This is a genomic window from Enterobacter bugandensis (assembly GCF_900324475.1).
Taxonomy (GTDB): domain Bacteria; phylum Pseudomonadota; class Gammaproteobacteria; order Enterobacterales; family Enterobacteriaceae; genus Enterobacter; species Enterobacter bugandensis.
Genome location: NZ_LT992502.1, coordinates 2,047,648 through 2,061,647 on the forward strand (window position 1 = coordinate 2,047,648; position 14,000 = coordinate 2,061,647).

The window sequence follows — 14,000 nt, forward strand, 5'->3', positions numbered from 1 at the left end:
TAAAATCAGTTTGCCTGCTTCAATGCTGCGAGAAGATAAAACGTTTTATCAAAGTTTAGTGCGCGCTAAATCACATTCTCAGGCTTTGACTGGTAGTATAAAGATAACGTATTGATAAAACGTTTTACCGATCTCATTTCAGGGAGTCACGCTGACACATGGCTGTAGCGAAAAAAGTCACCATCAACGATGTCGCGCTGGCGGCGGGGGTTTCCGTCAGCACCGTTTCTCTCGTGCTCAGTGGTAAAGGGCGCATCTCGCCCGCAACCGGTCAGAGGGTGAACGAGGCGGTTGAACAGCTGGGCTTTGTGCGTAACCGTCAGGCGTCGGCGCTGCGCGGCGGGCAAAGCGGGGTGATTGGCCTGATTGTCCGTGACCTGACGTCACCTTTTTATGCGGAGCTGACCGCCGGGTTAACCGAAGCGCTGGAAGCGCAGGGGCGGATGGTCTTTCTGCTGCACGGCGGGCGCGAGGCCGGGCAGCTTCTCTCCCGTCTCGATATGCTGCTGACCCAGGGGGTTGACGGAGTGATCGTCGCCGGAGCGTCGGGCGTGGGTAGCGAACTGTGCGAGCGTGCCGCCGAAAAAGGCGTGCCGCTGGTGTTCGCCTCGCGCGCCAGCTATCTGGACGAGGCCGATACGCTGCGCCCGGATAACATGCAGGCCGCGCAAATGTTGACCGAACATCTTATTCGCCGCGGGCATCAGCGCATTGCCTGGCTGGGAGGGAAAAGCTCCTCCCTGACGCGCGCCGAGCGGGTCGGCGGCTACTGCGCGACGCTGATTAAATACGGCCTGCCGTTCCACAGCGAATGGGTCGTGGAGTGTGAATCCAGCCAGAAGAAAGCGGCGGAAGCGATAGGCGCGCTGCTGCGAAGCAATCCGACGATCAGCGCCGTGATTTGCTACAACGATGTGATTGCCATGGGGGCCTGGTTTGGCCTGATCCGCGCCGGGCGTCAGAGCGGCGAGGGCGGGGTGGAAACCTTCTTCGGCCATCAGGTGGCGTTAGGGGCGTTCGCCGACGTTGGTGAAAACGCGCTGGACGATCTCCCCATCGTCTGGGCTACCACCCCTGCGCGGGAGATGGGCTACACGCTGGCAGACAGAATTATGCAGCGCATCGACAACATGGATGTCCAGTCCGGGCACCAGATTGTGGCGGCGCGGCTGGTGACGGTGAAATAACTCAGCTCTGCTGCGTAAGCGGGTTGAGCGTCAGATGTGTCTCCAGGGCTTCTACAAATTTTCGTACTTTTGCCGGGATCAGCCGGGAGGTCGGGTAAACCGCCCAAATGGCCAGCGATTCCGGCTGAGCATCTTCCAGGACGATCCGCACGAGTTTACGCTCAGCAATGGCAGGCTCTACGTACCAGCGAGATAAATTTGCGATGCCGAGTCCCCCCAGACAAGCCTCGAAAATCGCCTCAATAGAGTTAGCCGAGAATCGGCCTGACACCTTTTGTTTGTAGCGCTGTTCACCCTTTTCAAATGACCAGTGTGTCGTATCTGAGGTGGTCAGGCAGCTATGTCCAGCCAGATCGTTAAGCAATTTCGGTGAACCGTACGCGGCGAGATACTCCGCGCTGGCGCAAAGCTCGCGGGGGTTATCACAGATGCGGTGTGCGACTAACCGGTTATCGCGCAGCGGTGCAATGCGTAACGCCACGTCTATGCCTTTCCCGACAATATCAATTTGCTCATCGGTTGCCAGCAGGTCGACCTGCAGGGCAGGATGTTGCTGCATAAACAGCGGCAACATCGGTGCAACGATCTTGCGTCCAAACGCCGCTGAGGCGGTAATGCGAAGGCGTCCGGACAGGTGCGTACCATCAGGAAACAGATCGGCCAGCGCGTTATTTTTATCTTCCAGCAACGCCTGCGCATGAGGCAAAAAAACGTCACCATCGCTGGTGGGTGAAAGGGATCGCGTGGTGCGATGCACCAGCCTGACCCCCAGCTCAGCCTCAAGATTGTTAAGAGAGCGTGACGCCGCCATGGCACTCATTGAGAGCCGACGCGCGGCGCCCGCCAGGCTACCCGCCTTAATCGCTTCGACAAACACTTCAACGTCTTCCAGTTTCATTGTATCGCTTTTCGTTATGCTGCCTTATCAAAGTACATATCTACAGTATTTATCGTTACGCTGCCATAGTCTCTTCACAACCTGAAAAATATCAATCTGGAGTGAAGATGAAAAAGTTGAAAACGGTTCTGGCATTCAGCAGCCTGTTACTGGTAAGTGCCGCCTGGGCTGACGCACCTGCGCAGGTGAAGCAGCAGGTCCCCGGATATTATCGTCTGGCGGTAGGGGAATATGAGGTCACGGCGCTGTTCGACGGCTATAACGACCTTTCGCCGTCATTACTCCACGGTCTTTCAGACGACAAGGTTCGTAAACTGCTGGCTCAGCATAAAATCGATGCCGAACGCATGCCGACCGCTTTTAACGCTTTCCTGGTTAATACCGGTAAACATCTGGTCATGATTGACAGCGGAGCGGGGCACTGCGTGCCGGAAACGGCCGGCCAGCTGGTTAACAATATGAAAGCATCAGGCTATCGTCCCGAGCAGGTTGATACCATTTTCCTGACTCACCTGCATCTTGACCACGTGTGTGGCCTGAGCGATGCAGACGGTAAAGCGTTGTTCCCCAATGCCACCGTCTATGTACCGCAGGGGGAGGCCGACTACTGGCTTGATCCTGCAAAAGAAGCGAGCGCGCCGGCTAATGCGAAAGAGTATTTTGCTATCGCCCGAAAAGCATTGTCTGAGTATAAAGCCTCCGGACATCTTAAAACCTTCGTTCCGCCAGCTTCGCCGATCCCGGAAGTCCAGACGGCCTATGCCGTTGGCCATACGCCCGGCAGTACCGTTTATCGCTTTGCGTCGCAGGGGACGGCTATTAACTTCATTGGGGATCTGATTCATGCGCCAGCCGTCCAGTTCCCGCATCCTGAAGTGTCTATTCGCTTTGATGTCGATTCGAAAAAAGCCATCTCGTCCCGGGCGCAGGAATTTAACGCCCTGGCGAAAGACGGCGAGTGGATGGCCGCTGCGCATCTGCCTTTCCCCGGTATTGGGCATATCACCGCCTGGCAGCAGGGCTATAGCTGGAACCCTGTAAATTACGGTCCTTATCAACGTGCGGCCAACGTGCCTCTGCTGAAATAAAGTAAGGTTATGAATATGAAAAGTTACACCGTAACGGCAAACGGCATTCGCCAGTTTGTGGTTGAAGAGGGTGAAGGCGCGCCGGTTATTCTTCTGCACGGTTTTCCTGAAACAAACTATGCCTGGCGCTACCAGATACCTGTATTGTCCCGGCACTACCGCGTCATCGCGCCGGATTTGCGAGGATATGGCGAAACGGATAAACCGGCTTCTGGCTATGATAAACGGAACATGGCCCGGGACATCCGTGAGCTGATGCGTGCGCTGGGGTTACAGAAGGTGGTGCTGGTGGGGCACGATCGCGGGGCGCGCGTCGCGACGCGGTTTGCAAAAGATTACCCTGAGCTGGTGGATCGTCTGGTGGTCATGGATAACGTGCCAACGCGTATAGTGGCGCGCGATTTGAATGCGTCCATAGCCCGCGCATACTGGTTCTTCCTGTTCCATCTTGTGCCCGATCTGCCGGAAGCGCTGATTGCAGGACGTGAAAATATCTGGCTGCGCCACTTTTTCTCAGACTGGACCTACGATCCGTCAACCATCAGCGGCGAGGCGTTTGACACCTATGTTCGCGCGTATCAGGCGCCCGGAGCCGTGCGAGGCGCGATGGCTGACTATCGCGCCAACGCGGAAGACGTGGCGCAGGATCTTGCCGACGCTGACGTGAAAATCGCCTGTCCGGTAATGTCGCTGTGGGGCAATGATTTTCACGCGGTCGGAAAGCTCTTCGATATGCAAAGCGTCTGGGCTGAAATGGCGGATAACCTGCGGGCGCACGGTATCGACGAGTGCGGCCATCTTCCTCAGGAGGAACAGCCTGAGAAAGTTAACGCCTTGCTGCTGGATTTCCTGGAGGGATGGAAAGGTTAAGGGCAATAAAAAACCCCTCTTGCGAGGGGTTTTGAGGTTTACTGCTGCGGTGCCGCCGGTACGGCTGGCGCTGCGGGTTCAGCCGGTTCCGGCATTCCCAGCGTCGGCATACCAAACATGCCAACAAACTCTTCCAGCGGCATTTTGTCGCCGTTCAGCGTTACCTGGCCGTTGGCATATTGCAGGCTGGTGGAAATGGTGTTGTCTTCCACTTTGGTGATGCGGAACATCTGACCCATCGCCGCCAGACCTTTCACCTGCTGGTTCGCCAGCTTGCCGGCATCTTCATCGCCGTAGCCTTCCAGCTTCGCAATCTGGGTCATAAACTCGGTCGCCATATCCATCGGGATGGTCAGCTTGCTGTCGAGCGACTTCACGCTGCGATCCACTTCCTGCGCCAGCGTCTGCGGTTCACCCGTGGCGGCTGCAGGATCTTTCAGGAACAGCGACAGGTTAAAGCTGGTTTCGCCTTTGCTGTTTTTCCAGCTCAGCGGCGCAACGGTGACCACCGGCTGGCCTTTCAGCAGGATTGGCAGGTTATTGAAAAGCACCGCCATCGCCTGCTGCTGGTACACTTCCGGGTTCTGCTGCAGCGCGGCGTCGGTCAGCAGCGCCTGGCTCTCTTTGCTGTATTTCTGGCTAAATTCGTGCCATGCCTGGCCGTCGATATTGCCGATCTTCAGCGACAGCTTGCCGGTGCCCAGATCCTGATTCTGCACTTTCAGGCTCTTCAGCGTGTAATCCAGCTGGGTATTGATGCTCTTACCGTCTTTGGATACGTCGGATTGACCGTTAACGTCCATGCCTTCCAGCACGGCCATCTCTTTTCCTTCAATTGCGATAGCAATCTTATCCACGGAGAGCTTCTGATCGCCGATACGCTCTTTAAAGTCGGTCATACGGCTGTTGCCGTCGGCTTTCAGGTTGTTGAAGGTGAGCTGAACTTTTTGGTTATATTCGTTCACGGCGTTGACCAGGCCGCTTTCCGCTTCACCCGTCATGGAGAAGACGTTGCCGTCCCGATCCGCATCAAGTTTGAAATGGCCACCGCTGAAGGCGACTTTTTCGTTCTCTTTCTCGTAGTTCAGCGGTTTCAGCGCGATATCAGAGCTGGTATCACCGGAGTAGCTAATACGGGTGTTAATGTCGAAAGGTGATTCATTCTTCGCCAGGTCAAACAGCGGTTTAGTGACGTCGTTATTCACCAGTACGGTATGAACGGACGCCATGGACGGGATCAGGTTAAACGACTTTAGCTGCGCCAGCGGCAGCGGACCGTGGCTTACCACTTCATCCAGCACCACGCTCTGTCCCGGCTTCAGCCAGCCGTTTGCCGCACCGGCCACCGGCTTCACCACCAGCTGCATGCGGCTGGTGAACACGCCGCGCTGATAGTTCTGGTAGCTCAGCTCCAGACCCGCCTCCGGCGCGCTGCGCTTAATTTCTCCGTTAGCCTGCGCCACCATCTCAGCCAGACGGCCTTCCAGCTGTTTCCCGGTAAACCAGGAGGCACCCGTCCAGACCACGCCTAACGCTACAATCACTCCAACCGCTACGACCGATTTTTTCATTGCGACTATCCCTAAAATGAAACCAGGCGGTAAAAACCGCCCGGAGATATTAAGCCTTCAACTAGCTTAGCAAGAGTTGTTAAAAAATTCAGTAAGTGCTTAAAGCTTATTAAAAACGCGCGCCAGGCGACCGGTGCCGCTTACGCTGACCGGGGACTCATTGGCTGCAACGAATGCTGACTCGCCAGGCTGGAGAACCAGACGCTGCTCGCCTTTGCGCAGCGTTGCTTCGCCCTCGACGCAGAACAGGATCGCCGCGCTTTCCTGTGCGATTGTCGTTTCCGTCTGATTGAGGTCGTGCAGGGAGAACGCAAAATCCTCAACCGGAATCGGGAAGTCCAGCTCTGCACCGTTTTTCACCGGCTGAGTCAGCAGCTCCGCGGCAGGCTTCGCTACAAACTTCACGTTGGCAACCAGCTCAGGGATGTCGATATATTTCGGCGTCAGGCCCGCGCGCAACACGTTGTCAGAGTTGGCCATCACCTCCAGCGCTACGCCCTGCAGGTAGGCGTGCGGGGTTTCCGCGAACAGGAACATCGCTTCGCCCGGGTTCAGCTTCACCACGTTCAGCAGCAGAGGGGAGAACAGGCCGCTGTCGTCAGGGTAAAACTCGGAAATCAGGCGGATGGTCTCCCACGGTTCCCCTTGCTGGCTGTTCAGGGCCGCTTTCAGCACCGCCAGCGCGTGAGATTTCTCTTCACCCTGCATATTCAGCAGGCTGGCAAACAGCTGGCTGAGCGCGTCCGCGTTTGGGTTTTCGAGGAAGTGGGCAATAGCCTTGTTGGCACCCGCGACCGGCTGCAGCAGGGAGATAATCTCTGAAAACTCGCGGAAGGCGTTCATCGCCAGGAACGGGGTCAGCGCAAAAACCAGCTCCGGCTTGTGGTTAGGATCTTTGTAGTTACGCTCGGCGGCGTCCAGCGGGATGCCCGCCGCGTTCTCTTTGGCAAAGCCGATTTCAGACGCTTTTTTGTTCGGGTGAACCTGGATGGAGAGCGGCTGGTCGGCGCACAGCACCTTAAACAGGAACGGCAGTTCGCCAAAGCGCTGAGCCACCTTGTCGCCCAGCAGTGCGGCTTTATCGGCATCAATCACGTCACGCAGGCTGCGTACCTGGCCGCTGGCGTCTTCAATTTTTGAGCTGCTCTTCGGGTGCGCCCCCATCCACAGTTCCGCCATCGGCAGGTTGTTCGGGTTCGCGATACCGTAGAGATCCGTTAACGCAGTTTTACTTCCCCAGGCGTAGTTTTGCACTGAGTTAATGAGTTTTTGCATTATCAAGCCCTGATTCAAATGTGGAATTAACTCCGGGTATTAAAGCAATAAACTACGTGGAAGTAACCTGTGGATGTAAAAAGTCGTACTAGTCTCAGTTTTTGTTAAAAAATTGTGTAGGATAAGCTGACTCGCTTTTAAGCCGGGCAGCGGAACATCTGCCCTGAATAAACAGACCGAAGCAGTAAGTGAGAGAACAATGTCGAATAAACCCTTCCATTATCAGGATCCTTTCCCCCTCAGTAAGGATCAGACCGAGTATTACCTGTTAACCCGCGATCACGTCTCCGTCTCTGAGTTTGAAGGACAAGAGATCCTCAAGGTGGATCCGCAGGCGCTGACGCTGCTGGCGCAGCACGCTTTCCACGATGCCTCCTTTATGCTCCGCCCCGCGCATCAGCAGCAGGTTGCCGATATTCTGAGCGACCCGGAAGCCAGCGAAAACGACAAGTACGTTGCCCTGCAGTTCCTGCGTAACTCCGATATCGCGGCGAAAGGCATTCTGCCTACGTGCCAGGACACCGGCACGGCGATCATCGTCGGTAAAAAAGGCCAGCGCGTCTGGACCGGCGGTGGTGACGAAGCGGCGCTGGCGCACGGCGTCTACAACACCTACACCGAAGACAACCTGCGCTACTCGCAAAACGCGGCGCTCGATATGTACAAAGAGGTCAACACCGGCACCAACCTGCCCGCGCAGATTGACCTCTACAGCGTCGACGGTGACGAGTACAAATTCCTCTGCATCGCCAAAGGCGGCGGTTCAGCCAACAAAACCTATCTCTACCAGGAAACCAAAGCGCTGCTCACTCCGGGCAAGCTGAAAAATTACCTGGTTGAGAAGATGCGTACCCTCGGCACCGCGGCGTGCCCGCCGTACCATATCGCCTTCGTGATTGGCGGAACCTCGGCTGAAAGCACGCTGAAAACCGTCAAGCTGGCCTCAACCAAATACTACGACGGACTGCCTACTGAAGGTAACGAGCACGGTCAGGCGTTCCGCGACGTGCAGCTTGAGCAGGAGCTGCTGGAAGAGGCGCGTAATCTGGGCCTCGGGGCGCAGTTTGGCGGCAAATACTTTGCCCACGACGTGCGCGTGATCCGTCTTCCGCGCCACGGTGCCTCCTGTCCGGTCGGGATGGGCGTCTCCTGCTCTGCGGATCGCAACATCAAGGCCAAGATCAACCGCGAAGGCGTGTGGATCGAAAAGCTGGAAAATAACCCGGGCAAATACATCCCGGAAGCGCTGCGTAAAGCGGGTGAGGGTGAAGCGGTTCGCGTTGACCTGAACCGTCCGATGAAAGAGATTCTGGCGCAGCTTTCTCAGTATCCGGTCTCGACCCGTCTCTCCCTGAACGGCACGATCATCGTGGGCCGCGACATTGCGCACGCGAAGCTGAAGGAGCGTCTGGACAACGGCGAAGGGCTGCCGCAGTACATTAAAGATCACCCGATCTACTACGCGGGCCCGGCGAAAACGCCTGAAGGCTATGCCTCCGGCTCGTTAGGCCCCACCACGGCAGGGCGTATGGACTCGTACGTTGATCAGTTGCAGGCCAACGGCGGCAGCATGATCATGCTCGCTAAAGGCAACCGCAGCCAGCAGGTGACGGACGCGTGCCACAAGCACGGCGGCTTCTACCTCGGCAGCATCGGCGGCCCGGCGGCGGTTCTGGCGCAGGGCAGCATCAAGAGCCTGGAGTGCGTGGAATACCCGGAGCTGGGTATGGAAGCGATCTGGAAAATCGAAGTGGAAGACTTCCCGGCGTTTATCCTGGTGGATGACAAAGGCAACGACTTCTTCAAGCAGATCCAGTCGTCCCAGTGTTCGGCGTGCGTGAAGTAAATTGAAAAAACCGGGTGGCGCCGCCGCCACCCGACATCAAAAAGAGCGCACAAAGCGCCATACCGTTTCTCAGAAGTCATCAATACTTATCCCTTAAGCATGTGAGCAATCCCTCTTTTGCTATCAAGGAGAAAGTAATGACCACGGTACGCCATGAGAAAGACTCGATGGGCGCCATCGACGTCCCGGCCGACAAGCTATGGGGCGCGCAAACCCAGCGTTCGCTGGAGCACTTCCGTATTTCGACCGAAAAAATGCCCGTCTCGCTGATTCAGGCGCTGGCGCTGACCAAACGCGCCGCCGCGAAAGTGAACCAGGATTTGGGCCTGCTGGACGCCGATAAAGCCACCGCCATTATCAACGCCGCAGACGAAGTGCTGGCGGGCAAGCATCCTGACGAATTTCCCCTCGCTATCTGGCAGACCGGTTCCGGTACCCAGAGCAACATGAACATGAACGAAGTGCTGGCGAACCGGGCGAGCGAGCTGCTGGGCGGCGTGCGCGGCATGGAACGTAAGGTCCACCCGAACGATGACGTCAACAAAAGCCAGAGCTCTAACGACGTCTTCCCGACGGCGATGCACGTGGCGGCGGTAATCGCCATTCGCGAGCAGCTTATTCCGCAGCTCAACGTGCTCAAATCCACGCTTAACGAGAAAGCGCAGGCCTTCCGCGACATCGTCAAGATTGGCCGTACGCACCTGCAGGACGCCACGCCCTTGACGCTCGGCCAGGAGATTTCCGGCTGGGTGGCGATGCTGGAACACAACCTGAAGCATATCGAGAACAGCCTGCCGCACCTGGCGGAGCTGGCGCTCGGTGGGACGGCGGTCGGTACCGGGTTAAACACCCATCCAGAATACGCGGTGCGCGTGGCGGAGGAGCTTGCTGCCATCACCGGACAGCCGTTCGTCACGGCGCCCAATAAGTTCGAAGCGCTGGCGACCTGCGATGCGCTGGTCCACACCCACGGCGCGCTGAAGGGACTGGCGGCCTCGCTGATGAAAATTGCTAACGACGTGCGCTGGCTGGCCTCGGGCCCGCGCTGCGGCATCGGTGAAATCAGCATCCCGGAAAACGAGCCGGGCAGCTCCATCATGCCGGGTAAAGTGAACCCGACCCAGTGCGAAGCCATGACCATGCTCTGCTGCCAGGTGATGGGCAACGACGTGGCCGTCAACATGGGCGGTGCGTCCGGCAACTTCGAGCTGAACGTCTATCGCCCGATGGTGATCCACAATGTGCTGCAATCTGTTCGTCTGCTGGCGGACGGGATGGAGAGCTTTAACGAGCATTGCGCGGTGGGGATTGAGCCCAATCGCGAACGCATCAGCCAGCTGCTCAATGAATCTCTGATGCTGGTCACCGCGCTCAATACCCATATTGGCTACGACAAGGCCGCCGAGATCGCCAAAAAAGCCCATAAAGAGGGGCTGACGCTGAAAGCCTCCGCCCTGGCGCTGGGCTATCTCACGGAGGCGGAGTTTGACGCCTGGGTTCGCCCGGAAGCGATGGTCGGTAGCCTGAAATAATCATCCCGCCACGTACAGGTGCAGCCGAGGAATAATCAGCTGTAGCGGCTGCGCCTGAGGTCTGTAACGGTGCTGAACATTGTCAGCATCGTAATTCAGCAGTTCCCCGATATCGGGTACTACCGCGCCCTGATCGGCATCGTAAAGCGCAATCAGCGGCGTCGGGCAGGCATACTGCACCTGCTTTTGCTGACCGGAATACCAGACGCGAGCGATAGGCTGCACCTTCACCGGGCGCTTTATCTTCAGGCGCGCATCCACCGGCAGCGAGGCGATGCTGTGGTACTCCTGCTCCAGGCGCTCAATCCACTGCTCCCGCGACCAAGGCGCGACGGTGCGCGGCGTCTTCAGGCTTTTTTCCAGCTGGGCCAGAATCTCATCCCGGGTGAAGTTTTTAATGATGTGCTTATTCGCCCAGCCGAAGCGCAGCGTAGCGGGGTGACGCAGTACCGTCAGCGTCCGATAGGCATTCAGGGTAATCAGCCCCGGAAGCTGTCGGTGCACCCACTCAAACCGCGCGGCAGGGGCGAGGCCGGACTCTTCGGTGATGATCTTTTCAAAGGCCGCTTTCAGGGTGTTGATATGCGCAATCTGGCTTTCCAGCGCTTCGCGCGATGTCGCATCGGTTTGCAGGCAGATGACCCCCGGCAGGCGCACGGCGGCCTTGCTGCTGCGGTTTTCTGACTGCTGCTGGATAAACAGGCGACGATAGTGTTTTAGCGCCAGCTCAAGGGCCGCGCTGCCGATGTGCTGTTCGACCTCGATGGTGTCCAGCGGATCGTGCTCGGCTCCCTTAGCCACTTCCGGCAGGGTAAAGACGCGCGCGGCCAGCAGGCGGCAGGCCTGCAAACGCTCGGTCAGGGTCAGGAGTTCGTGTTCTATTTCCCGAAACGTGCCGTTAAGCCGTTCGATGAGATCGTAGTTCGCCATAAACACTCTCATTAGTTACAACATACTTATCATATAGCACAGCACGCCGGGTCCGGCCAGCGTGCGGTTGAGGTCAGACAGGAACGGGAAGGGCGATGTTATGGTACACCGGCCAGCTAAAGCAGAAGCGCGCGCCGCCGAGCTCGCTCTCCTCGCAATGCACCGTGCCGCCCATCGCCTGCGCGATAGAGTAGACAATCGCCAACCCCAGGCCGCATCCGCCGGTGGCGCGATCGCGGCTGGGATCGAGGCGGACAAACGGTTCAAACACGGTCTCTCGCGCTTCCGGGGCAATTCCCGGTCCGTCGTCCTCCACCGTCAGGCTGGCCCGGTTGCCCTGCAAATCCAGGCCAATCTGGAGCGTACTTTCACTGTAGCGCATGGCGTTGTTCATCAGGTTGTCCAGCACGCGCTCCATCAGGCGCATATCGAGCGCGCCGTAGTCACCCGGCGTGACGCGCGTCAACAGCGTGCGCTGCGGGTTTACGCTCTGAACGTCATCAATATGGGTTTGCAGCCAGGCGGGCAGATCCGGCGTGGTGAGGTTCAGCTCGTTTTGCGGGCGGTCGAGACGCGCGTAGGTCAGCAGCTCCTCAATCAGCGCTTCAAGCTGGCCAATGTCGCGGTTAAGCGCCTGATTCTCTGCCTCGGTCAGATTTTCGCTCATCTCCAGACGGTAGCGCAGGCGAACCAGCGGCGTGCGCAGCTCGTGCGCAATTCCGTCGATCAGCTGCTTCTTACTGGCGATCAGGGCGTTGATGTTATCGGCCATCTGGTTAAAGGCCACGCCCAGACGCTCAAAGCTGGAACCGCTGTCGAAGTGAATGCGTTCAGTAAAATGCCCCTCGCCAAAACGCTGCGCGGCGGATTCCAGCTTCAGCATGTCTTGCCAGTGGGGCCGCATCCAGATAAAGACCGGAAATGCGAGCGAAATGGCGATAAAGGCCATCAGCGCCATGTCCAGCAGGCGCATCTGATGGAGATAATAGAGATAGGGCACCGGCCCGACGGCCAGCACATAATGGCTGCGAGGAATGCGCTGGATAAAGGTGTATTTCTCATCCAGCGCGACGATGTCCCCGTCGCGCAGACGCTGCATGGCGGGCGGATCCAGCTCAAAATCTTTCAACGGCTCAATGCGTAAATCGAATGACAGATTAAGATCCAGCTCTTTCAGGGTTTTCGCCCAGTCGTGTGGCGGGATCTCTCTTAGCTCGCTGCGCATCAAATAGAGCGAGCTTTTCATCAGATCGTCCAGCGACTGCCGGCCCGCACGTTCGGCGGTGAATTTATAGACCAGCCCGACCAGCATGGTCATCACCAGGAAGCAGACAAACAGTAAAAGATAAAACTGCACAAACAGCTTTTTCATTAAATATCACCGGGACATCAAGTAATTAACTACTTTGTTTTTACCTTCAGGGGCACTATAGGGGCATTTGCATATCCGCCAAAGCGCTGATTCAAAAATGGTACATGATCGCTATCGAGAACATTTATCCTCGCAGAGTATACATGGAAGACCATCTCTGCATTCTCATCACCCATCTGATTCGCTATAAAAGCAGGATTAGCACCTGCCGACAACATCCAGCACGCGTATGTATGACGCAGCTGATAGGGGCGTCTGCGGCGAATGCCCGATCGTTTTATCGTTCGGTAGGCCTGTCTTCTCTTTGAGTTTTGAAGCAATTTCTCGGCTGAACAAGCTTGATCATATTATTAATACCGAAACGAAAGAGGTTAGTCATTGCGCCAGCAAAATGGGCCGGTGGGAAGCTGGTGGTAGGAAACAATTTCTTCATGTGGCTCGTGAGTGGGTGTAGAGCGCAGTTCAGATTTATTTGCCAGGCTTCAAATAAGTATTCACAGAGAGCCATTTTCACAACGGCTCCCGGATAAAATTACTTCCTGTAAAGGTCGCCTTGACCGGACCTTGCTCTTTCCCAGATTTCATCATCAGAGAGTGTAGTTTCTATGAGTTCAATCGGTGCGCCATTGTCATTAATCATGGCAACAAAGAAACCGTCAATGGGCTCATAGGGACCAAGAATTACTTCTTCATCTTCGATAGCTCTTAGCAGGTTGTCCACTTTGAAGGCGACGTGAGGCACAGTTTTTATCAGATTGTGGAGTGGAGAACTGTCTTTAAATCTATGCCACTGCACACGAAACTGACCTGGATTATCAACTGTATACATCCCGGCTTTTTCGCTGTATGCACCTTCAAAAACGCCATCCTGTAACGGGATGCCGAAGTGATGAAAAGTATACTTTACATTTGATTTCATTCTTATCTCGCTAACTAATTAATGACAATGTAATTGAGCATAGGATGTAACTACTGTGGGCAATGTACTAAATATAAACAACTAAAGAATACCATACATGAAATTCTTCCAACACGAGCGCATTTGTAAGTGGATTTAAAAGGGATATCCCTACAGCGGATAAATCACCTGCTATTCCCTTGAGTGGATAAATAGACGTTCAAGACTTACATCGACAGATGCATTAAACCTGTAAGGGAATCGATTTAACTGCTGGTAATTTTGAAATGATCAATCTGATGCGAGCGTTTGTTTCTGAAGGTGTTGAATTTTTTACAAACTTATGCAGCAAGCGGTTTGGTTCAGTTTGTACGGGGGCATTACTCCTGGCGCTCACCGGAAAGCTAAATGGAAAAAGAGTGACCACGCATTGGGCATGTGCGAAAACCCTTTCCGCCAGGCATCCCCAAATAATCGTAGAGGCAGATGCGTTGTAACGAGCCGTTAATAGCTTTGCGAACGGGAGAGAAGCT

12 protein-coding genes and 2 pseudogenes are annotated in these 14,000 nt (G+C 56.0%); 7 read left to right on the forward strand and 7 right to left on the reverse strand.

From position 1 onward, the window contains the following. The first annotated feature begins 158 nt into the window (after positions 1–158). The gene (locus tag DG357_RS10065; RefSeq protein WP_063438372.1) at positions 159–1,187 is read left to right on the forward strand and encodes a Mal regulon transcriptional regulator MalI; all 1,029 of its coding nucleotides are present in this window, start codon (positions 159–161) and stop codon (positions 1,185–1,187) included. 1 nt (position 1,188) lies between these two features. Here DG357_RS10065 and DG357_RS10070 read toward each other — a convergent pair whose 3' ends face one another. Beyond that, positions 1,189–2,085: a LysR family transcriptional regulator gene (locus tag DG357_RS10070; RefSeq protein WP_088205345.1), complete on the reverse strand. Its 897-nt coding sequence runs from the start codon at positions 2,083–2,085 to the stop codon at positions 1,189–1,191. 107 nt (positions 2,086–2,192) lie between these two features. On the opposite strand from DG357_RS10070, the gene DG357_RS10075 reads away from it, so the two are divergent. Together DG357_RS10075 and DG357_RS10080 are read left to right on the forward strand one after the other, a co-directional pair. After that, positions 2,193–3,173, forward strand: coding sequence for an MBL fold metallo-hydrolase (locus DG357_RS10075; RefSeq protein ID WP_048959888.1), 981 nt, complete (start codon positions 2,193–2,195; stop codon positions 3,171–3,173). 15 nt (positions 3,174–3,188) lie between these two features. After that, the gene (locus DG357_RS10080; RefSeq protein ID WP_088205346.1) at positions 3,189–4,043 is read left to right on the forward strand and encodes an alpha/beta fold hydrolase; all 855 of its coding nucleotides are present in this window, start codon (positions 3,189–3,191) and stop codon (positions 4,041–4,043) included. A 38-nt stretch (positions 4,044–4,081) separates the two neighbouring features. Here the strand turns inward: DG357_RS10080 and DG357_RS10085 are convergent, their stop codons facing one another. Both DG357_RS10085 and manA read right to left on the reverse strand, forming a co-directional pair. Continuing rightward, entirely contained in the window at positions 4,082–5,614 is a 1,533-nt protein-coding gene (locus DG357_RS10085; protein WP_047365362.1) for a YdgA family protein, read from the reverse strand. A 99-nt stretch (positions 5,615–5,713) separates the two neighbouring features. Continuing rightward, entirely contained in the window at positions 5,714–6,889 is a 1,176-nt protein-coding gene (manA, locus tag DG357_RS10090; RefSeq protein WP_028012929.1) for a mannose-6-phosphate isomerase, read from the reverse strand. A gap of 199 nt (positions 6,890–7,088) precedes the next feature. Here manA and fumA point away from each other — a divergent pair, with 199 nt between their 5' ends. Both fumA and fumC read left to right on the forward strand, forming a co-directional pair. Further along, complete coding sequence (gene fumA / locus DG357_RS10095) at positions 7,089–8,735, forward strand: class I fumarate hydratase FumA (protein WP_028012930.1); 1,647 nt, start codon at positions 7,089–7,091, stop codon at positions 8,733–8,735. Positions 8,736–8,872: 137 nt separating this feature from the next. Beyond that, the gene (fumC, locus tag DG357_RS10100) at positions 8,873–10,267 is read left to right on the forward strand and encodes a class II fumarate hydratase (RefSeq protein ID WP_028012931.1); all 1,395 of its coding nucleotides are present in this window, start codon (positions 8,873–8,875) and stop codon (positions 10,265–10,267) included. On the opposite strand, the gene tus is transcribed toward fumC, so the two are convergent. The 3 genes from tus to DG357_RS10115 form a co-directional block, all read right to left on the reverse strand. Next, entirely contained in the window at positions 10,268–11,197 is a 930-nt protein-coding gene (tus, locus tag DG357_RS10105; protein WP_041910300.1) for a DNA replication terminus site-binding protein, read from the reverse strand. A gap of 73 nt (positions 11,198–11,270) precedes the next feature. Continuing rightward, complete coding sequence (gene rstB / locus DG357_RS10110) at positions 11,271–12,569, reverse strand: two-component system sensor histidine kinase RstB (RefSeq protein ID WP_088205347.1); 1,299 nt, start codon at positions 12,567–12,569, stop codon at positions 11,271–11,273. A gap of 29 nt (positions 12,570–12,598) precedes the next feature. Then, positions 12,599–12,889, reverse strand: a complete 291-nt coding sequence (locus DG357_RS10115; protein ID WP_088205348.1) for a tyrosine-type recombinase/integrase — start codon at positions 12,887–12,889, stop codon at positions 12,599–12,601. Between DG357_RS10115 and DG357_RS23125 the strand changes: the two are divergent. Beyond that, a pseudogene (locus tag DG357_RS23125) lies at positions 12,883–13,023 on the forward strand (KilA-N domain-containing protein); the annotation flags it as partial. The gene DG357_RS10115 and the pseudogene DG357_RS23125 sit on opposite strands and share 7 nt — an antisense overlap. 78 nt (positions 13,024–13,101) lie before the next feature. Here DG357_RS23125 and DG357_RS10120 read toward each other — a convergent pair. Then, positions 13,102–13,488: a hypothetical protein gene (locus tag DG357_RS10120; protein ID WP_047368427.1), complete on the reverse strand. Its 387-nt coding sequence runs from the start codon at positions 13,486–13,488 to the stop codon at positions 13,102–13,104. 326 nt (positions 13,489–13,814) lie between these two features. On the opposite strand from DG357_RS10120, the pseudogene DG357_RS10125 reads away from it, so the two are divergent. Then, a pseudogene (locus DG357_RS10125) lies at positions 13,815–13,961 on the forward strand (DJ-1/PfpI family protein); the annotation flags it as partial. Positions 13,962–14,000: the final 39 nt, after the last annotated feature.

Excerpts from the sequence above, each read along its gene's own strand:
- manA (WP_028012929.1), bottom strand. The coding sequence starts at position 6,889 with ATGCAAAAACTCATTAACTCAGTGCAAAACTACGCCTGGGGAAGTAAA.
- tus (WP_041910300.1), bottom strand. The coding sequence starts at position 11,197 with ATGGCGAACTACGATCTCATCGAACGGCTTAACGGCACGTTTCGGGAA.
- DG357_RS10085 (WP_047365362.1), bottom strand. The coding sequence starts at position 5,614 with ATGAAAAAATCGGTCGTAGCGGTTGGAGTGATTGTAGCGTTAGGCGTG.
- fumA (WP_028012930.1), top strand. The coding sequence starts at position 7,089 with ATGTCGAATAAACCCTTCCATTATCAGGATCCTTTCCCCCTCAGTAAG.
- DG357_RS10075 (WP_048959888.1), top strand. The coding sequence starts at position 2,193 with ATGAAAAAGTTGAAAACGGTTCTGGCATTCAGCAGCCTGTTACTGGTA.
- DG357_RS10080 (WP_088205346.1), top strand. The coding sequence starts at position 3,189 with ATGAAAAGTTACACCGTAACGGCAAACGGCATTCGCCAGTTTGTGGTT.
- fumC (WP_028012931.1), top strand. The coding sequence starts at position 8,873 with ATGACCACGGTACGCCATGAGAAAGACTCGATGGGCGCCATCGACGTC.
- DG357_RS10070 (WP_088205345.1), bottom strand. The coding sequence starts at position 2,085 with ATGAAACTGGAAGACGTTGAAGTGTTTGTCGAAGCGATTAAGGCGGGT.
- DG357_RS10120 (WP_047368427.1), bottom strand. The coding sequence starts at position 13,488 with ATGAAATCAAATGTAAAGTATACTTTTCATCACTTCGGCATCCCGTTA.
- DG357_RS10065 (WP_063438372.1), top strand. The coding sequence starts at position 159 with ATGGCTGTAGCGAAAAAAGTCACCATCAACGATGTCGCGCTGGCGGCG.
- rstB (WP_088205347.1), bottom strand. The coding sequence starts at position 12,569 with ATGAAAAAGCTGTTTGTGCAGTTTTATCTTTTACTGTTTGTCTGCTTC.